Here is an 18,180-nt window from a genome sequence, read left to right on the forward strand (position 1 = left end):
ACGGGCGTCAGGATGCCGGTGACCACCGATTCCGAGGAGGACGACGATGACCGATCGCGAAGAGACGCAGGACGCCCCCGTCATGGACGGCGCTACGGACGCGGCGCCCGAGGAGAAGAAGGCCGGCGCACAAGAGCAGCGTTCCGCGGATGCCGCCGTGGAGGACGACGATCTCCCGAGTGAGGACCTGCAGGACGACCTGCGGAGCATTCGCGCTTACGGCGAAGACCGCTGACGACCCGCGTGAAGAGCGGCGGCCCTCGTCCGGAGCCAGGTGGGGGAGAGGCTCGACGGACGAGGGTCGTCGCACGCGCCGGTGAAGGGGCGTCATCCGCGCCGGCGATGCCGGGGCTGGGTGAGAAGAACGGTACGCCGATCCGGAGCGTTTGGGACCGGATTCAGCGAACTCGAAGGCGGCGCCGCAGCACCTCACGGAATCGCCACGTGCGGCGGCGGAGCGCATGCCGACGAGCCGCCCGTCGCAGGGTGCGCGCCCACCTGTCGAGGATCGCCCTCTCGTCGTAGAGGCGCGCGCGGGCGATCGCTTCTCGACGCATCCGGCTCAGCGTCGCGTCGTCGAGGTCCGCCGCATGTCGCACGGCGTCGGCCAGTGCGGCCACGTCCCCAGCCGGCACGAGCCAGCCGGTGCGTCCGTCGTCGATCAGCTCGCGGGGGCCGTAGGGCACGTCGTACGCGATGGGCAGACAGCCGGATGCCATCGCCTCGGCCACCACCATCGAGAACGCCTCCGACCTGCTCGTCATCAGCAGCACCGAGGCAGTGGCCAGGGCGGAGACGGCCGCGGGCTGAAAGCCTCGGAAGTGGATGGCGGAGTCCGCGGCGGCGCGCGCCTCGAGGAGCGCGCGGCTCGGACCGTCACCGTAGACGTCGAGCGTGAGACCCGGGTGGTCGCGCCGCGCCACACCCACCGCGTCGACCGCGTCTTCGACCCGCTTGATGGGTGCCAGGCGCGACACGACCACGGCTCCGCGGCGCGGAGAGGCGACGTCGACGTCCGGCGGGATCGTGACGGGATGCGCCACCGCGGACAGGAGGGGGAGGGGTCCCGCATGCCGCCGCGCATCCCGCGCCTGTCGCTCGGTGCAGAACACCACCGCGTCGAACGCACCGAGCCGGCCGAACACCTCGGCGCGGGACGCGCGGATGGCCGTCCCGTCGTCCGTCAGGTGAGAGCCGTGCACGATGTGCAGCACGACGACGTGCGGGCGCCGGTAGTCCGCGGCGAAGCGCGCCATCGCCTTGCTGTCGACGAGGAGGAAAGAGCGCTCGCCGGCGGTCAGGTGGTCCAACCATGAACGGTAGACCTCGCGAACCCCGTTCCACGCGGCTCGCGGCGTGCCGTCCGGGTCGCAGGCGATCACGACGCGTCGCCTCCGGCCCGAAGCGCGGGGGACGTCTCGCCGGTCGCTCACGGCCAGCGTGCCGTCGGCGCGCAGGTGGTCGATCTGCTGCACGGTTCCGTTCGCGTCGACTCGGATGCGACGCCGGGTGAGTCCGCCCGTCGGCTCCTCGACGGCCGACTCCGGCAGGGGATCGAAACCGTCCGCCGCACGAACGCGGCGGCCGGGGAGATCGTTCTCGCGCAACCAGTCCCAAAGATTCGTAACACGAACGCGTCCGGACAGCGCACCGCGACGGGTCAGCTCTGCCGCGACCTCGGCGGCATCCTCGCGATCATCGCAGGTGAGGACGTGGACGGGGACATCGCCTCGTCGGTCGAACAGGCGCGACCGCTGCAGGAGGGCGGCCGTCAGCCCTCCGAAGTCGCGGGGGATCCCCCATGTGAGCACGAACTGCCGTCCGGTGGGGAGTGCGGTCATGCGTCGTCGGCCTGGATGTCGGGGGTCTCCATGCCCGCGACTCTACGTGCTGACCTCGCGGCTCCGCGCGCCGCCGAGGCTCGTCCGCGGCCGATTCGCAACCCGCCGTCCGGGGCAGCGCCGGTGACGCAGGATGGGCGCATGTCGATGCTGCGCAACGGTCTGTGGTGGGTGCGGGACTACGTCTACGCCATCTCCGCGCAGGCGCGCGCCGTGCGGAGGAGGGGTCTCCCGGAAACGCTCACCGAGGGCGAGGGCGTGCCGATCCTCCTCCTCCCGGGCATCTACGAGACATGGAGGTTCCTGGAGCCCCTCGCTCGCGCCCTCCACGACCGCGGCCACCCTGTCCACGTCGTCACCGAACTCGGCGGCAATCGTCGACCTGTCGCAGAGGCGGCCGAGCGCGTCGCCCGTCTCCTGATCGCCCGCGATCTCCGGGACGTGGTCATCGTCGCCCACAGCAAAGGCGGTCTCATCGGCAAGCACGTCATGGCGTTCGACCCCGCGGGAGAGCGCATCCGCGCGATGGTGGCCGTGGCGACCCCCTTCGGCGGCTCGCGCTACAGCCGACTGATGCCGACGCCGTCGCTGCGCGCCTTCCGATCCGGCGACGCGACCATGCGCGCGCTCGCCGCATCGGCGGACACGAACACCCGCATCACCTCGATCTACGGCACTTTCGATCCGCACATCCCCGAGGGGAGCGAACTGGCCGGGGCGAAGAACGTGCGTCTTTCCACGGGAGGTCACTTCCGCGTTCTCGCGGACCCCCGAGTGGTCGCCGAGGTCATCCGCGTCGCCGAGTGAGCTCACCGGCCCCCGACACTGCCTCCACTCATCCCGCCCCCGGAGAAGCCGCCCCCGAAAGATCCGCCCGAGAAGCTCCCGGAGCTGCCGCTCGAGGCGGCGGGAGCGCTCGCCGACTGCAGGGAGCTGAACGTCGAAGCGAAGGCCGCGGTCGAGAAGCCGTGCGACCCGCCGTACCAGCGCAGATCGTCGCCGGTCTCGCGCACGTGCGTGTCCAGCGCCTCCGCCCACTCCTTCTCCACGCCCCAGACCACGGCCCACGGCAGGAGACGCTCGTAGAGGTGCAGCACCTGGGTCGGATCGCCCGCGTCGACCGGTCGACGTTCCGCGCCCTCCGGGCTCTGCAGGACGCGCAGGCGGTCGGCTTCGGCGAGGGCCAGATAGTCGCGCAATCCCCGGAGGTGATCACGGGCCGGGGCTCCGGCATCCGTCACCCGATCCCGGTAGCGGAGGAACACGAAGGTCAGGATGCCGGCCACCACCGTCGCCGGGACGGCGGCGACCTGCCACCAGGCCGTAGAGGTGCCCGCGGCGGCGACGATGAGAGTCGCGATCGCGACGATGAAGGCCCCGATCGAGAGGCCCACGGCCAGCGCCGAGCGGCCGTGCCGGGGTGGTTCCGTCCACCCTCGCCGCCGCAGTTCGGCGGCTGCGGCCTTCGGGAGCGCCTGAAGGGCGATCGCAACGTCCTGGCTCTGAGGGCCGAGTGTCACGCGCGCTCCCGGCTGCGCGTCGGCGCCGAAGACCGCGTTCAGGATGCCACGCCGAAGCGGGGTGGGATCCTCCGCGTCGACGAGTTCGAGGATCAGCTTCTTCGAGTCGACGGGGTCGTCGATGATGCGGAGATGGCCGGCGATCGCGGTGTCGAGGATCGCAGCGGGCACCCCGGCCCGTCCCCGCTGGACGAGTTCGGCGCCCTCGAGGACGTCGACATCGTCCGGAGGGCCGTACTCGGGGACGATCACCCCTCGTCCAGCCGCATCCCGTCCCCGCCGTCGCGCCACGAGAGCCGCAGCGACGCCCGCGGCACCCAGACCGACGGCACCGAGCGAGACGCCGCCGAGGAGCGGAGCGTTGTCGACCGAGAACTGCTCGAGCGGAGTGCGGTACACCTCGCCGGGGACGAACGTGCCCCGGACGAACCCGACGGCGATGGTCATGTTCTCGCCGGGTCCGAGAGCGGTCGCGCGAGCGGACCAGGTCAGGGGTGCGCCGGCCCCTCCCGAGGCGGCGATGTCGCAGCGCGTCGTGGAGCCCCGCGGGCCCTCGTAGCAGGACGCGGCGCCGTCGAGGGCGGCATCCGCCAGTTCGGCGTCCACCGTCAGCCGTGCGGTGACCTCGCCGAACGGCTGGGCGGCGTCCGTGCCGTTGATCCCGCGGTAGAACTCGTCGGCGTCGGTGTCGGCGAACGCGCGGATGGTGTCTCGCTGCGTGTACGAGATGACGTAGGACTGCACTCCCCTCACGTAGGTGTCGTCCCCGGTGAGGACTCGCACCTCCCGTCGGCTCTGCTCGACCTCGTACGGGACCGCCGATCCGCTGCCGTCGGTCACGGAGACGACCTCGGTGTGCAGAGGGACCCCGTCGTAGTCGTCGGGGATGACGCGGATGATCCCCTTGTTCTGGTCCTCGTCGGGGAAGCGCGCGACGATCGTCTCCGTCACCTCCAGCGCCGCGTGTCCGTCCGGACTACGGCTGAGGACCATGTCGGCGTCGAACGAGTCGAAGGTGAAGTCGTCGACATCGGCGCGAGCGAGCGGCGCACCCGCGAACGTCAGGGCGAGGAGCGCGAGGACGAACAGCGCCGAGAGCGCGGCGTGGCGGAGTCGGGGGCTCGGAGCGGCATCCATTCTTCGACGGTAGCGAGGCCGAGCCGGCGGGAACTCCACCGCGAGGAGGATTCAGGGCAGCAGCACGCTCTCGGCCGGATCGTCGGGTGACAGATCCCCGCCCGCCACGGCCAGGACCTCGACGTTCTCGAGCGTGGCCGCGCCCGAGAGGGTCGTGAGGAAAGCGGTGTCGGCGGCGTCGCGGCCGGTGGCGATTCGGACGTACTCGGGACGGGGCGCGAGGCGTGTGGCATCCACGACCTCCCATCGGCCGTCGACGAAGGCCTCGACGACGGCGTGGAAGTCCATCGGGCTCAGGCCGGGAGCGTAGACCGACACGAGTCGCGCGGGAACGCCGACCGCTCTCAGCAGTCCCGCCGTGAGGTGCGCGTAGTCCCGGCAGACGCCCTGCCGGAGAAGCAGCGTGTGAATCGCCGTATCGGTCGGGCCGCTCGAGCCGGGGACGTAGGACAGGTGCGCGGCGACCCAGTCGGGGATGTTCCGCACGCTCTCGGCGGGGGTGGCGCCCCCGAACCACGACAGGGCGGTGGCGGCGAGCTCGTCCGACGGGATGAACCGGCTCGGCCGGAGGTATCGGAGCGGGTCGACGACATCGGATGCCACGGGCTCGGTCGGCCGCTCGACCTCGGCGCGATACCGCACGACGACCTCTCCCTCGGGGAGCGTCGCTCGATGGAGGCGGGTTCCGTGCTCGTCCGCGATCTCTTCCGCGGCGAGTGGACGGCCGTCCACGGTGAACGTGAGTTCTTCGCTCCGCGCCCAGCCTCGCGCGACCGCGAGCGAGAAGACCGCGTCCGTGGCGTGGTCGACGCGCAGGTCGAGGTGGGACTCGACGTGAGTCGTCATGCCGCCACGTCCGGGGTTCCCGACGTGTGAGCCATCGGAGCCGTTGCCGTTCCGACGCCGTCGACGGCGCCACGCATGCGCTCGAGGAACTGGATGACCGCCGCAGCCTCGGTCTCGCTCATGCCATGGGTCGCGAGCATCATCTGCGCGTGCATGTTTCCCAGCACGTGACGCATGTCGCTCTCGGTGTGCGCTGTCACGGCGATGAGGACTTTCCGTCGGTCGCTCGGGTGCGGCTTTCGTTCGAGATGACCGGAGTTCTCGAGACGATCCAGGAGAGCGGTCATCGACGCCGTCGAGATCCCGAGATAGCGAGCGAGATCGATCGGCGTGACGTCGTGGTGCTGGCGGCCCCGTCGGGTGAGGAAGCGGAGGACGAGCATCTCGTTCTCACCCATCGACATCGACGCCTGGGTTCGCCTCCGCATGGACATCTCTGCGGCGCGATAGGCGCGCAGGGCCTCCATCACACGCGCTCCGCGCTCGTCATCGGTGCTGTCGCTGTACCAGTAGGAAGGGGGACTCGCATCGATGCCGGTCATTGACGTCCTCCGAAAATCTGCCTGATATCTCGCTTGCCTATTCGCTAGTCTACCTAGTAAGTTCCTAACCAAGCAACGAGGAGAGGAAACATCATGGCGAAGCTGTTCTACGGAACCACCCCCGAGCCGATCCTGGTCGACGACCGGATGCTCGCCCACGTCAAGGTCGTCGCCGCGACCAAGCTTCGCCGCGGCGAGAGCTTCACCCTCTCCTGGACGCACCGCGCCGACGAGCCCGCCGGGCGATCCACCATCTGGCTCCAGCCCGCGATTCCGCTGCGTTTCGTCTTCGACTCCGAGCAGCCGGAGTCCCTCGACCAGGAGTTGCTCAAGCGCCTCGCGAACGACGCGAACTCCTCTCGTGGCCTCAGCCTCGATGTCACGGTCGACGCCAAGCCGGCCACCACTCCCGCGAAAGCTCCGGCTCGTTCGTCGGCTCAGCGGTCCCTGGTTCGCGCCGCCTGAGGCCCTCTGGCCCTACGCGGGCGGCGGTGGGGCTCCGTCGAGCGGGCGGTCATCCTTCGGCTCTCGCGTTTCTGCTCCCTCCGCGCGCACGCGGATTACACCGAACGCGAAAAGCGCGGACCCGCCCACGATGAACACCAGCTTCACCGAGGCGTGCGCGTCAGCGGGAAGGAACAGCGTCGGCGTCGCGAAGACGAGGGCGGCGAGCGCACTGAGGGCAGCGCCCAGCGGGCGCGATCGACGACTGTCCATCCCGGTCCCTTCGATTGCCCCCAGCCTAGAGCGGGCGTGATCGCATCCGCGTAGCGGGACCATCCAATCGGCGGATCATGCGGTGCTCGCCTCAGCTGCGCTCGTTCTCCGCATCGGCGGTTGTCTCTTCCCTGCCCGACGGAACGGCCGCATCGTCGGCGGTCTCGCCGATGGACTCTTCGTCTCCGAAGTCGGCCCCCGCGGACCCGCCGCGCGGCGCGGCGCGGAGTAGTTCGTTCATCTCGGACATGAAGCTACCGAGCTGCTGCTGCTGCCACCGAAGGTCGCGGGTGCGGTCTTCGGCGTCCCGGAGGACCGATGCCGCGTGCTCGGTGATCTTGTCGGCGATGCGTTGGGCGCGTTCGCGGGAGGTGTCGAGAATCTCTCGGGCCTTCACCTGGGCATCGGCCTCGACCTGCTGCGCCTGAGCGCGGGCGAGGCGTTCGTAATCGTCCGCACGGGCGGAAATCCGACGGGCGTGCTCGAGAGCGGCGGCCACCTGCTCGCTCGCATCGCCGGTGATGCGCTCCGCGTGTGCGACGGCCTGGTTGTGCAGGACGAGGAACTCCTGTTGCGCCTCATCTTGGCGGCGGGTCAGCGACTCCTCGAACTCGAGGACCCGCGCGGTCATCTCGCGCACATCGCGTTCCGCTTTCGCCCGGAGCTCCCCGGTCTCTCGAGACACCATCGAGCGCAGAGCGGCCGCTCCCTTCTCCGCTTCGGTGCGGATCGCGACGGCCTCGCGCTCGGCCTGGGCGACCTTCTCGGCGGCGTGTGCGCCCTCACGCTCGAGACGGGCGGTGTGGGCGGTCGATTCGGTCTCGATACGCAGACGCACCTGATCAGCGTCGTGTTGCGCCTCGGCCCGGAGACGGTCCTGTTCGGCGAGTGCCTCATCGCGAATCGAGGCGGCTTCGTCGTGGGCGCTCGCCAAGAGCCGCTCGGCCTGAGCGACGGCGTTCTGGACGAGGACACCGGCTTGCTCCTCTGCGACACGGAGGATCGCGTCGAAGTGCTCACGGCCCCGTTGCGGATCGTCATCGTCTCGGGACGCGAACTCGTCCGACAGCGCATGCACCTGAGACTCGGCGTCGGCGGCCCGCGCGGAAGCCGCGCGAAGCTGCTCCTGCAGGCTGGCAACCTCTTCCGAGTACCTCCGGGCAGATTCCTCGAGTTCGGCATCGTGCTCGGCACGCTGCTGAGCGAACATCGTTTCGGCGCGGCGCTTGGCATCCTGCGTGTCCTCCGCGGCTCGGCGGACTCGTTCGGCCAGCTGCCGGATCGCCTCGTCAACGGCCTCGCGGTCGTATCCCCGGAAGCCGACGGGGAAGACCGGGTTGCCCTGGACCTCGCCGCTGGTGGACAGCAGCTCGTCGAGGAGGGCATCGGTCCCGGCGACCTCCGTGTCGTCACGTCGGTCGTCTCGGTGGTCGTTCGCGATCTCGCGGTCGTCGGTCACGGGCTGTCCTCTCGCGGTATGGCGTCCCGTCGCGGACGTCGCTTCGATTCAACCCCACGCGGGCGATCGCCCAGGAGAGCTCGGAGCAGGTTCCAAGGGGATGCGCGGCCTCGGCGACCGGGTGCCGTGGTGCGGAGACCGCGCATCCGAGGAGAGCGACCGAATGAGAAAGGGTGCTTGGGGGAGAACCATTCCTGATCGCTCCCGAAGAGAATCGCACGTCGAGGTGCTCGTCCGTCGCGGGAAGAGGCATTCCTCACCCGGTGAATCGCCCGTTGGAAGAGTGCAGAGCCTCACCGTCATCGCCGCGTCCTCGGAGCGAGAGACGGGCAGAGCCGCAACCGCGATGCGGCCCCCCGGCACGCAGGCGTTCGGCAGGCTCTGCCCGCCTGACCAGCATCCGGCCTCCGCACGCATCCCTCGGTGGGGCAGAGCGGAAATCACCCGCGATCCACGGATGAGTCATCCGCGCATCGGTGGTGCGGCTGAGTGCACGGTAATGTTGCGGGGCCACTGACCACGCGCGGAGAGCCGAATGACCCGAACGACGGAGCTGTCCGCGGCGACCGCCGGCGGCGGCCGACTCCGGCGCCCCGCCCTCGTCGCCACGGCGGGTGCGATCGCTGCCTTCGCGAGCGCCGGTCTGATCTGGCTGTGTCGTTCGTGGGATCCGAGTGTCCACTACGTCAGCCAGCTGGGGGCGACCGGGATGTCGACCGCCCCCGTCTTCAACCTGGCGCTTCTGTTGCTGGCGGTCGCCACGGTGCTCGTCGACCGCGCGGTGGTGGGCAGTGCGCGGCCGTACCGGGCGGGGTGGCCCGTCGCCGCGACCCTGGTCGCGTGCGGCCTCTGCTTCGCGCTCGCTTCCGTCGTGACGTGTTCGCCGGGCTGCCCCGTGCCCTTCACCCCCGGCGCGTTGCCGCAGGACCTCGTGCACATCACCTCCGCGGTCACGGGGTTCGTGCTCGCGATCATCGCGATGGCGCAGGTGGCCGCGCTGCGGCGTCGGCCGTGGATGAGAGCCGCGAGCGTGGCCACGCTCGTCGTGGTGGGAGCCACGTCGTTCACCGGCGCCATGATCTCCCTCTTCCGCGGCGACACGGTCCTCGGCGGCAACCTCGAGTTCACCGCTGCCACGCTCGCGATCGCGTGGTTCGGGGTCTTCGGCCTGCAGGTGGCGTCCGACGAGCGCATCTCGGCGTCCTGACCTCAGACCTGGGCCGCGAGGGATCTCACCGGACTCAGCCGGGTCGCGAGGCGCGCAGGCACGATCGAGGCGCTGATCGTGAGAGCCGCCGTCGCTGCCACGATGACGACGATGGTGGATGCCGGGATCGACGGCGCGACGAACACGGGGCCATCGGCGAAACCGGCGGCGTGCGGCATCCATCCGAAAAGGGACTGCGCGCCCGCCCAGCCGTAGACCGTTCCCAAGACGAGGCCGATCACGACCGAGGTGACGACGACGTGCGCGGCTTCCCAGACCACCATCGTTCGGACCTGCCGGACGGACAGCCCGAGAGCGCGAAGGAGGCCGAGCTCACGCTGGCGCTGAAGGATGCCGAGGATCAGCAGGTTCACGACTCCCACCGCGGCGATGACCGCGGACACCCCGACCAGCCCCATCATCACTCCGGTGAAGACGTCGACGGAGAGGGAGAGCTCGGCGGGGATCTCCTCGCCGAGGACGACGTGGAAGAAACGCGTCGAGGTGGCTGACGCGACGGCGAACATGGTCACCAGGGTCACACCCATGACGACGCCGACTGCCATGCGCGCGGACCTCTCCGAATGCCGCAGGGCGTTGCCCGCTGCCATCCGAGCGACCACGCTCCGCCCGAACAGCGCTCCCACCCCACGCAGCGCAGGCGGGAGGAAGAGAGTGGCGCCCAGGATGATCCCGGTGAACGAGAGCGCCCCTCCGACGAAGCTGAACAGGATGCCCGAAGACGACACTCCCCCCACGGCGATACCGACCGCCAGCAGCCCCGTCCCGACGATGGCCAGCGCGGCCGCCGTGACATGACGGCCGCGTCGCGCGACGACCCGCTCACGCGGCGCTTCCACCGCGTTCGAGAGCGCCTGGATGGGGGTGACGACGCCAACCCGCCGCGAACCGACCCATGCGGCTGCCCAGGTGACGAGGATGACGGCGATCGAGGGAGCCGCGAGATCGGCACGGAGAACGGTCCACGGAACGTCCAGCCCCCAGGCATTCGAGGCGAGCCGCAGTCCGACGAGAGAGACGACGAGACCGCCGGTCAACCCCGCCGCCGCACCGAGGCACCCCAGAACGAGACCTTGGCGAGCAAGGACCGTCCGCTCACGTCGAGCGGAGGAGCCGAGCAGTCGCAGAAGCGCGATGCGGCGCGTCCGCCCCGCCACCACGGTGGCGAAGGTGTTCGCGGTGACCACCGCGCCGACGTAGATCGACAGGCCCACCAGGACGGTCGTCGCGATGGTGAGCACGCTCTGCACCCCCTCGACCCCTTCCAGTCCGGGCTGTGTCCGGATGAGGGTGGAGACGTACTCCGTGACCGAGAGGAGGACGACACCGAATGCCGTCGAGATCGCGCCGACCAGCACGGTGGCGCCCATGCCGGGCTCGCGCAACCAGGCCGCAGCGCTCCGGCGGGCGGGGGGAGTGGCGACGGGGGCGGTCATGCTGCAGCCCCTTCCGCGCGGAGCATGAACGACGAGATCTCCTCGGCGGTCTGGCCGGGCTTGTCGGCGACGACGCGACCGTCGGCCACGAAGACGACTCGGTCGGCGCGGCTCGCGGCTACGGCGTCGTGCGTGACCATGGCGATCGACTGACCGAACTCCCGCGCCGCTGTCCGAAGCAGCTGCAGCACTTCGCGCCCGGACCTGCTGTCGAGGTTGCCGGTCGGCTCGTCTGCGAAGACGAGATCGGGGGCCGTGGCGAGAGCGCGGGCGATGGCCACGCGCTGCTGCTGCCCGCCGCTCAACTGGTGCGGGCGATGGTTCATCCGCGCCGACAGTCCGAGCGAGTCGACGAGACTCGCGATCCGTGCCTCCTCGGTCGCCGAGGGGCGCCGAGCGTCGAGGTCGAAGGGCAGCCGGATGTTCTCGGCCGCGGTCAGTGTGGGAACGAGATTGAAGGCCTGGAACACGAAGCCGACGCGCCGTCGCCGCAGGACCGTCAGCTCAGCGTCGGACAGGCCCGTGATCTCCTGCTCGCCGAGCCACGCCCGACCGCTCGAGGGCGCATCGAGGCCCGCCATCACGTGCATGAGGGTGGACTTGCCCGAACCGGACGGTCCCATGACGGCGACGAACTCGCCGCGGCGAACGGTGAGCGAGACTCCGTCGAGCGCGCGAACGGTGTTGGCGCCGTCTCCGAAGGTTTTCGTGAGGTTTTCGACGCGGGCGGCGAAGCCGGCGTCGCTCGGGGAAATGTTCATGGCTCCCACGCTAGAAATCCCCGTGTCGGAGCGCGTCGGCTCGACGGAGGAGTTCGTGGTCGGAACGTCATCCTCGAGAGTGACGGGGCGCGACGGCGGGACGCGAGCCGCTACCGGCGGACCGTTAGCGTTGACGTGTGAATCGACGACTGGCTTGGCGAATCCTCGGATGGGTCGCCCCCGCCGCTGCACTCCTCGTCGTGCTCGCCGTGCTCCGCGGCGCGGGTGTGCCGCTCACCTTTCCCGGTGTCGTCCTCACGCTCCTGTTTCTCGTGCTCGTTCGCGTCGTCGTCGTACGCGCCCGTCGTCGCGCTGATCGCCGTCGCACTGATCGCCGCTGACGCACGGGCGTCGGCGGCGATCAGCGAACGCCGTCACCCCTCGTTCTCGCTCTCGATGAGGCCCCAGGCATGGGCGGCCCGGATGGCGCTGGCCCGGTCGGAGACTCCCAGCTTGCGGTAAAGGCTCTGCAGCTGCGTCTTCACGGTGTTCGGCGACACGACGAGGATGCGCGCGATGTCGACGATGGTCGCCTCGGGCGTCAACTGGGCCAGGACTACCTGCTCTCTCTTGGTGAGATGAGGGACGCTGACGGAGGATGCAAAGAATGAATCGCGAGTCAGGACCTTCTCGCGAGCGCCGCTGGACAGAGCGCTGAGAACCATCGCGCGGTCTTCCGGAGCGACCGCACTCCACGGTGTCCAGAGGTCGTTCCTGATGCTGATCGCCTCCGCGCGTTGCACCGTGCTCCGTTGCGCGGCAGACCCGTTCAACCGGATGTCGGCCACGATGCTGACCACCAGGCTCTCGAGCGAAGCCCGCGGCGAGGACTCCTGATGGATGCCCCACTTCACGCTCATGACATACGCCTCGTGGGCGCGACCCGCGTACAGCTGCGACAGGGCGATGGCCGGAGCCGTCGCCGAAGACAGGCCGAACGGACCCTCGAACAGCGCGAGCGCTTTCCGCGCCTGGCGGAGAGCGATGAGCACCTTCGCGCGAGCCGTGAGCATCTGCGTGGATTGGAAGTGCGAGGGCGGGGTGCTGCGGGCACGGACGCCCCATGACCGCAGCATCCCGAGCGCGTCGGGCGCCGCCCCGGAGAGCAGCAACGCGAGGGCTTGAGTGGCGGCGGCGTAGGGCCACAGCTCGCGCGCCGATGCGGTGGCCGGAACGGACTCGAGAATGGTCCGAGCGCCGAGTGCGTCGCCGCGTTCCAGCGACAACCAGGCGGAGGCCAAGCGAAGGGTCTCCCCCCACGGCGTGTCGAACCATCCGTCCGCTCGAGCGGTCTCGATGCGGGACTCCGCCGCACGCACATCGCCTTCCAGCAGCGCGATGACCGCGAGGACCCCACGCGCGCGCGCCCTCTGGGCAGGCGGTGCCGTTCGCTCGACCTGACCGATCGCCAAGGAAGCATCGCGAAGCTTGCCCATCGCGAAGTGCGTCATGCCGACCTGGTACCAGCCCTCCGTCACGATGTCCGCTCCGAGGTCCTGGCGACGACGAAGCGCGTCGACGAGCAGGGCGGCCGATTCGGTGGCGAGCGCGAAGCGGCCGGCGGCCCGCAGCAGGCTCACCCGGAGAAGGAGTGCCTCGATCCGCCCGTGCGCCGCAGCCTTGGCTTCGGGGAGCTTGCTGAGGGCGCTGATCACGGCGACCGGCGTCTCGGATGACGTCACAGTCTCGGGGTCGAGCGTCAGAAGGGTGTCGACGACGATCGGGTCGGAGCCGCCATGCGAGCGCAGGGCAGAGATCAGTGTCCGGAAGCTCTCGGCATCGCGAGCCCACACCTCGGGCCCGGATGAGCGCAGCACGGAGGCGAGGGTCGACCATTGACCGGCGTCGGCGGCCAGCTGGGCCGCCCGCAGGGGCTCACCCGTCGCGACGAGATGCTCCAGCAGTCGCACGCGCGCTTGTTCGACCTCGGCGGGGCGCCGGGCCTCGATCTCGCGCAGCCACTGCGCTCTCACGGGCTCCGCGAGGACGAGGCGGGTCGAACTCGGCCAGACGAAGCCCGCGTCCTGCAACTCCGACAGCAGCTGCTGGGTCGTCGCGGTGGTGGAGTCGATCCCGATCGCCTCCGCGAGCTCGACGTTGATGAACGGTGCGACGGCGAGCAGGCGCAGGTCGTCGGTGATCGGCGTCGTCAGATGCTGTTCCATGTCACCGGTCAGCGATCGACTCGCATACTCCGCGACGGCTTCTGCCTCGTCCCGGCTACGGAGCGAAAGCCCCTCCAGGCGGAGCCGCGAGCTCACGAGCTGAGCGAGGGCCGGCCACCCGTGTGTGCGTGTCATGACGACGTCGAGAGCCGCATCCGAGATCTCGACGCCGTTGAGCTCGAAGACAAGCCCGAGCTCGGTGCGCGACATCAAGAGATCAGCGGGCGGGAGCACGTGGACATCGAACTCGAGGGTGACCAGGGGGCTCTCGAGACGGGTGACGTGCCGGGTGGCGGCGACGACGCGGAGATCACCGTCGGCGCGGAGGAGATCGAGGATCTGTTCAGACGTCACCCCGTCCTTGTCTGTGAGGTTGTCGACCAGGAGGACGTGCTGCGCAGGCCCCTCCTGGAACGCCACCGAGACCCTTTCGAACCTGTCGGGTGTGATCTGTGCGGCGTCGATCAGCTGGACTCCGATTTCGGGGTCGTCGACGAGAGCGGTGGCGAACTGCCGGAGCAGCGATGTCTTTCCGACCCTGGCGGGGCCGCGAAGAAGCACCACATCGCTGGTCACGGCGTCCTTCAACGTCGTCACCGTGTCGCAACGAGGAGTCCAGAATCGGCTCGCGCGGCGGGAGGCGCGCGTGAGAGAGGGTGAGGTGTCCAGGTCGATCAGCATCGGGTATCTCCAACTCAGTGACCGTCGCCCTCTTCCCTCCGGCCTTGAGGGAGTGGCGGTCCGGTGTTTCGCGTGATGGCGCGCACTGCTGATCATTGGGGGTGATCCGTTCGACTCCCCTCACGCGAGGGGGTCTTTCATCCCCCGCGTCATCCCCTCGTCACCCTCTCCGCATCACACTCTCCGCCCCGTCGGGCGTGGCGCGGCGGTGTTTGTCGGTTCCTCGCCCGGGGCGCTTCCGGTGAGGGGCGTCGAGGGGTGGACCTCGCGTCTGCCTATGCTGCGTCCGGCTCGGCGGCCCGTCGCCGGGCGTGCGAAAGGCGGGATCGAGTGGATATGCAGCGGGTGGTTCGCGTTCTGCGGGCCTACTGGAAGGCGATCGTCGCCCTGACCGTCGCCGGCGGCCTGGTCGGTCTGGGCTGGAGCGCGCTGCAGCCCCGTGTGTATACGGCGGATGCCAGCGGCTACGTGGCCGCGGTGACCTCCGACAATTCCACCGGGGCGGCTCTCGCCGGCGACCAGTTGGCGCTGTCGAAGGTCAAGTCGTTCATCGACATGGGGTACTGGCGCAGTGTCGCAGAGTCCGCCCGGGAGGATCTGGGCCTGACGGACAGTCCGGAATCGCTGGTGCAGCGCATCCAGGTGTCCAACCCGGTCGACACGGTCAACGTGAAGGTCCAGGCCAGCGGGCCGACACCGGAGTCTGCGCGGGACCTGGCGGAGGCGTGGATCCGCGGCATGACCAAGGAGGTGAGTGGCCTGCAATCCCCTGGCTCGGGTGAGGGGGCGGTCCAGTTGATCGCGGGGGATTCCGCCCGTCTCCCGACGTCGCCGTCGTCTCCGAACGTTCGACTCGCCGTGGCTCTCGGAGCCATCGGCGGAGCGGTTCTGGGCATCGTCTTCGCGCTCGTGCGGCGCGCGTTCGACCGGCGCCTGCGCTCGGTCCGCGATATCACGGAGGCGGTCGACGCCTCCGTGATCGGCGTGCTGCCGGTCGAGAAGGAACTGGCATCCGGACGCGCCGTGTTCTCGTTCGACGACATCCGGGACGGGCGGGGCTCCTTCGCACACAAGGAGGCGATGCGCGAGCTCCGCACCAACCTCCAGTACGTCGACGTCGACCACCCCGCGCGGGTCATCGTGATCACGAGCCCGCTCCCGGGCGATGGGAAGTCGACCACCGCGGCGAATCTCGCGGTGAGCATCGCGGCGACCGGCCAGTCCGTGATCCTCATCGACGCGGACATGCGCCGCCCCGTGCTGGGCGGGATCTTCGGCTTCTCGGATGACGTCGGCCTCTCGGATGTGCTGGCCGGACGCGCACGCATCGAGCAGGTGGCTCATCAGGTCGATGAGCATGGTCGCCTCTTCGTCGTCGCGGCCGGTCGTACGCCTCCCAACCCCACGGAGATGGTCGGCTCTCAGCGCATGCAGCAGCTCACCCGGAGGCTCGCGGACGACATGATCGTCGTCATCGACTCTCCTCCCACGCTCGCCGTCGCGGATGCCGCGGTGATCGCGAGCTGGGCGGACGGTGCCGTTCTCGTCGTCACCGCCGGACGCACCACGGACGACATGCTCGTTCGCGCTTCGGAGAACATCGAGAAGACGCGGGGTCGACTGCTCGGCGTCGTCTTGAACCGCATGCCACTCCGAGGCGCGGATTCGAGCTATTACGGAGCGCAATACGGGGGGTACTACGGCTATGACGTGCCCGCGGATCCGCAACGCGCGTGGTGGCGGCGGGGAGGGTTCAGCGGCTCGCGGCGAGCGCGCGATGGCGACATCGAGATCGAGGGCGATCCCGGCCCGCGGCGCCGCTCGGACCTCCCGCCCGACAACGTCAGCGGTCTGCGGACTCTGTCGCAGAAGAGGACCGCTCCCGCGCAGTCAGGTGAACTGGCGGGTGAACAGGGCGCGGCTGTCGCCGCGGCGTCCGGAGCCACACCGGAGGGCGCGGCTGACAATCGTCGCCGTCGTCGCTCGTGATCTCCTCACCGGCATGAAGGAGGGCGCCGATCCCGTATCGGATCGGCGCCCTCCTTCATGCCGTCGTCAGTGCGCCGTCGCCCCGGGAGCGACCACTGCCTTGAGAGTTCGCGCCAGGATGACGATGTCGCCCACCAGCGACCAGTTCTCGACGTAGAACAGATCGAGTCGGATGGCGTCGTCCCACGCGAGTGCCGATCGACCGCTGACTTGCCACAGTCCGCTCATTCCCGGTCGGACGATGAGGCGCCGGCGCGCATCGTCGTCGTAGAACGCGACTTCCGCATCACGCTGTGGGCGGGGCCCGACCAGGCTCATGTGGCCGCGAAGGACGTTGAACAGCTGCGGCAGTTCGTCGAGGGAGTACTTGCGCAGCCACCTTCCGATCGGTGTCACACGCGGGTCGTTCTCGACCTTGAACAGGGGCGTCCCATCTCTTCCCTGTTCGACCAGCAGCTCACGTAGGCGCGCGTCGGCACCGTCGACCATCGAGCGGAACTTGAGCATTCCGAAGTGCGCTCCGCCTTGGCCGACCCGCTGTTGATGGAAGAGGATGCGCCCGGGGCCGGACATCCGCACGAGGGCGGCGACGGTGAGCAGGACGGGCGAGAGGAGCAGGATCAGCGTCGCCGAGCCGACGATGTCGAACGCACGTTTCAGGACTCGTTGCGCGGCGGAGTACTGCGGTGTCTCGATGTGCACGAGAGGAAGACCGGCGACCGGTCGCGTGTGGATGCGCGGTCCCGCCACGTCGACCAGATTGAGGGCGACGATGAGGTGCTCGCGTCCCGGCTCCAGGCCCCATCCGATGCGCCGGATGTCCTGCGGTTCGAGATGTGCGCTGCCGGTGATCAGGACGCTGTCGGCGTCGAGGTCCTCGAGCCGCTCGCGGAGGAGGCGCGCCTGATGCCCGTCCCACCCGCTGCGGAGGGCGTCGTCGCTGAGGGCGTGTACGCCGACGACGACGAAGCCGACCTCTGGTCGACGTCGGAGTTCGGCGGCGACGCGGGAGTTCTCCTGTTGCCCGCCCACCAGGACCACGCGTGTTGTCATCGCGCCATGTCGCCGTCGGCGCACGAGCCATGATCGGCACGCCGTCCGCATGCCGAGCAGGACGGCGGTGCCGACCGGCAGGCTCAGGAGGAAATAGCCGCGCGACAGGTCGACGCCTCCCAAGTAGACCCCGATCGCGATGAGGCCGAACAGCTGTAGCGATGCCCCGATGATCAGTCGATGCTCGGCGATACCGTGTCCGATGACTCGACGATGCCTGCTCCCGCTCAGTGCGAGAGCCACGAGCCACGCTGCGGAGAGCAGAACGGAGACAGCCGTGTAGCTCACGGGCAGTGCGCTGACCTCGATCGGATGAGGTCCCAACCAGAGCAGCTGTGCCCCGAAGACCGCGGCCAGCACGACGACCGTGTCGACGAGGACGAGGAGCCGAGCGTAACGGCGCTCCCACGGCGTTCCCGGAGCACTCCGGGGGAGCGTGAGTGGCGCGGAAGAAGGTGAAGTCAAGGTTGAGGCGGCGAAGTTCATGAATGCTCCACTGACGGTGGCGACGGCCGGGAAGGCGACCGCCGCGGGGTCGGGAGGAATGCGGCGGGCCTCGGAACTGTGCCATTCGCCGGGGGCGCTCTCGACCCGGCCGATCGAACTCGAGGCCGGGTGAAGTCGCTGGTGTCGAGGAACGAGCATGACCGGCCGTGCGAACCCTCGCGGCCTGGCGGCACCGCGGAGGATGTCGACGCTGATCCCCTGAACACTCACCCGGTTCTGGGGATCCTTCACCAGCGCCTCGTCGGCAGACCTGCGAAGGTCGATGATGCGCCCCGGCATGTAAACATGTTCATGTTCG

Annotated in this window: 16 protein-coding genes; 6 read left to right on the forward strand and 10 right to left on the reverse strand. The window is 69.5% G+C overall.

What is annotated here, in order from left to right; all coding sequences use genetic code 11:
* Positions 1-46: 46 nt before the first annotated feature.
* Positions 47-235, forward strand: coding sequence for a hypothetical protein (locus tag NS283_RS01680; RefSeq protein ID WP_058595148.1), 189 nt, complete (start codon positions 47-49; stop codon positions 233-235).
* 163 nt (positions 236-398) lie between these two features.
* Here NS283_RS01680 and NS283_RS01685 read toward each other — a convergent pair whose 3' ends face one another.
* Complete coding sequence (locus NS283_RS01685) at positions 399-1,841, reverse strand: glycosyltransferase (protein ID WP_058595149.1); 1,443 nt, start codon at positions 1,839-1,841, stop codon at positions 399-401.
* A 141-nt stretch (positions 1,842-1,982) separates the two neighbouring features.
* Here NS283_RS01685 and NS283_RS01690 point away from each other — a divergent pair, with 141 nt between their 5' ends.
* On the forward strand, positions 1,983-2,648 hold the full coding sequence (locus NS283_RS01690; protein ID WP_058595150.1) for an esterase/lipase family protein: 666 nt from the start codon (positions 1,983-1,985) through the stop codon (positions 2,646-2,648).
* A gap of 2 nt (positions 2,649-2,650) precedes the next feature.
* Here the strand turns inward: NS283_RS01690 and NS283_RS01695 are convergent, their stop codons facing one another.
* The 3 genes from NS283_RS01695 to NS283_RS01705 are packed head-to-tail and all read right to left on the reverse strand — an operon-like array spanning position 2,651 to position 5,886.
* Positions 2,651-4,498, reverse strand: coding sequence for a DUF2207 family protein (locus NS283_RS01695; RefSeq protein WP_058595151.1), 1,848 nt, complete (start codon positions 4,496-4,498; stop codon positions 2,651-2,653).
* Positions 4,499-4,549: 51 nt separating this feature from the next.
* On the reverse strand, positions 4,550-5,344 hold the full coding sequence (locus NS283_RS01700) for a transglutaminase-like domain-containing protein (protein WP_058595152.1): 795 nt from the start codon (positions 5,342-5,344) through the stop codon (positions 4,550-4,552).
* Positions 5,341-5,886 carry a MarR family winged helix-turn-helix transcriptional regulator gene (locus tag NS283_RS01705; RefSeq protein WP_058595153.1) on the reverse strand — a complete coding sequence of 182 codons (546 nt, stop codon included), beginning with the start codon at positions 5,884-5,886 and terminating at the stop codon, positions 5,341-5,343. The genes NS283_RS01700 and NS283_RS01705 overlap by 4 nt, the downstream gene beginning before the upstream one ends.
* A gap of 93 nt (positions 5,887-5,979) precedes the next feature.
* On the opposite strand from NS283_RS01705, the gene NS283_RS01710 reads away from it, so the two are divergent.
* Positions 5,980-6,351 (forward strand): DUF7882 family protein, encoded by a 372-nt coding sequence (locus tag NS283_RS01710; RefSeq protein WP_058595154.1) that lies wholly within the window; start codon positions 5,980-5,982, stop codon positions 6,349-6,351.
* 12 nt (positions 6,352-6,363) lie between these two features.
* Here NS283_RS01710 and NS283_RS01715 read toward each other — a convergent pair whose 3' ends face one another.
* Positions 6,364-6,603, reverse strand: coding sequence for a hypothetical protein (locus tag NS283_RS01715; RefSeq protein WP_058595155.1), 240 nt, complete (start codon positions 6,601-6,603; stop codon positions 6,364-6,366).
* A gap of 91 nt (positions 6,604-6,694) precedes the next feature.
* Positions 6,695-8,062 (reverse strand): hypothetical protein, encoded by a 1,368-nt coding sequence (locus NS283_RS01720; protein ID WP_058595156.1) that lies wholly within the window; start codon positions 8,060-8,062, stop codon positions 6,695-6,697.
* A 535-nt stretch (positions 8,063-8,597) separates the two neighbouring features.
* Between NS283_RS01720 and NS283_RS01725 the strand changes: the two genes are divergently transcribed.
* Entirely contained in the window at positions 8,598-9,269 is a 672-nt protein-coding gene (locus tag NS283_RS01725) for a DUF998 domain-containing protein (RefSeq protein WP_058595157.1), read from the forward strand.
* 2 nt (positions 9,270-9,271) lie between these two features.
* Here NS283_RS01725 and NS283_RS01730 read toward each other — a convergent pair whose 3' ends face one another.
* Positions 9,272-10,726, reverse strand: a complete 1,455-nt coding sequence (locus NS283_RS01730; RefSeq protein ID WP_058595158.1) for an ABC transporter permease — start codon at positions 10,724-10,726, stop codon at positions 9,272-9,274.
* Positions 10,723-11,487, reverse strand: coding sequence for an ABC transporter ATP-binding protein (locus NS283_RS01735; RefSeq protein WP_058595159.1), 765 nt, complete (start codon positions 11,485-11,487; stop codon positions 10,723-10,725). Before NS283_RS01735 ends, NS283_RS01730 begins: the two co-directional genes overlap by 4 nt.
* Positions 11,488-11,624: 137 nt before the next feature.
* Between NS283_RS01735 and NS283_RS01740 the strand changes: the two genes are divergently transcribed.
* Complete coding sequence (locus NS283_RS01740) at positions 11,625-11,828, forward strand: hypothetical protein (protein WP_058595160.1); 204 nt, start codon at positions 11,625-11,627, stop codon at positions 11,826-11,828.
* A gap of 33 nt (positions 11,829-11,861) precedes the next feature.
* Here NS283_RS01740 and NS283_RS19135 read toward each other — a convergent pair whose 3' ends face one another.
* The gene (locus NS283_RS19135) at positions 11,862-14,333 is read right to left on the reverse strand and encodes a LuxR family transcriptional regulator (protein ID WP_058595161.1); all 2,472 of its coding nucleotides are present in this window, start codon (positions 14,331-14,333) and stop codon (positions 11,862-11,864) included.
* Positions 14,334-14,669: 336 nt separating this feature from the next.
* Between NS283_RS19135 and NS283_RS01750 the strand changes: the two genes are divergently transcribed.
* Positions 14,670-16,322, forward strand: a complete 1,653-nt coding sequence (locus NS283_RS01750; RefSeq protein ID WP_081317198.1) for a polysaccharide biosynthesis tyrosine autokinase — start codon at positions 14,670-14,672, stop codon at positions 16,320-16,322.
* Between the two features lie 66 nt (positions 16,323-16,388).
* On the opposite strand, the gene NS283_RS01755 is transcribed toward NS283_RS01750, so the two are convergent.
* On the reverse strand, positions 16,389-18,161 hold the full coding sequence (locus tag NS283_RS01755; RefSeq protein WP_241492167.1) for a sugar transferase: 1,773 nt from the start codon (positions 18,159-18,161) through the stop codon (positions 16,389-16,391).
* Positions 18,162-18,180: the final 19 nt, after the last annotated feature.

Origin of the sequence: Microbacterium testaceum, assembly GCF_001476285.1 — a bacterium.
GTDB classification, from domain to species: domain Bacteria; phylum Actinomycetota; class Actinomycetes; order Actinomycetales; family Microbacteriaceae; genus Microbacterium; species Microbacterium testaceum_B.

What these genes read in the sequence shown, in the direction of transcription:
- NS283_RS01680 (WP_058595148.1), top strand. Translation starts at nt 47, where the DNA reads ATGACCGATCGCGAAGAGACGCAGGACGCCCCCGTCATGGACGGCGCT.
- NS283_RS01685 (WP_058595149.1), bottom strand. Translation starts at nt 1,841, where the DNA reads ATGACCGCACTCCCCACCGGACGGCAGTTCGTGCTCACATGGGGGATC.
- NS283_RS01690 (WP_058595150.1), top strand. Translation starts at nt 1,983, where the DNA reads ATGTCGATGCTGCGCAACGGTCTGTGGTGGGTGCGGGACTACGTCTAC.
- NS283_RS01695 (WP_058595151.1), bottom strand. Translation starts at nt 4,498, where the DNA reads ATGGATGCCGCTCCGAGCCCCCGACTCCGCCACGCCGCGCTCTCGGCG.
- NS283_RS01700 (WP_058595152.1), bottom strand. Translation starts at nt 5,344, where the DNA reads ATGACGACTCACGTCGAGTCCCACCTCGACCTGCGCGTCGACCACGCC.
- NS283_RS01705 (WP_058595153.1), bottom strand. Translation starts at nt 5,886, where the DNA reads ATGACCGGCATCGATGCGAGTCCCCCTTCCTACTGGTACAGCGACAGC.
- NS283_RS01710 (WP_058595154.1), top strand. Translation starts at nt 5,980, where the DNA reads ATGGCGAAGCTGTTCTACGGAACCACCCCCGAGCCGATCCTGGTCGAC.
- NS283_RS01715 (WP_058595155.1), bottom strand. Translation starts at nt 6,603, where the DNA reads ATGGACAGTCGTCGATCGCGCCCGCTGGGCGCTGCCCTCAGTGCGCTC.
- NS283_RS01725 (WP_058595157.1), top strand. Translation starts at nt 8,598, where the DNA reads ATGACCCGAACGACGGAGCTGTCCGCGGCGACCGCCGGCGGCGGCCGA.
- NS283_RS01730 (WP_058595158.1), bottom strand. Translation starts at nt 10,726, where the DNA reads ATGACCGCCCCCGTCGCCACTCCCCCCGCCCGCCGGAGCGCTGCGGCC.
- NS283_RS01735 (WP_058595159.1), bottom strand. Translation starts at nt 11,487, where the DNA reads ATGAACATTTCCCCGAGCGACGCCGGCTTCGCCGCCCGCGTCGAAAAC.
- NS283_RS19135 (WP_058595161.1), bottom strand. Translation starts at nt 14,333, where the DNA reads ATGCTGATCGACCTGGACACCTCACCCTCTCTCACGCGCGCCTCCCGC.
- NS283_RS01750 (WP_081317198.1), top strand. Translation starts at nt 14,670, where the DNA reads ATGCAGCGGGTGGTTCGCGTTCTGCGGGCCTACTGGAAGGCGATCGTC.
- NS283_RS01755 (WP_241492167.1), bottom strand. Translation starts at nt 18,161, where the DNA reads ATGCCGGGGCGCATCATCGACCTTCGCAGGTCTGCCGACGAGGCGCTG.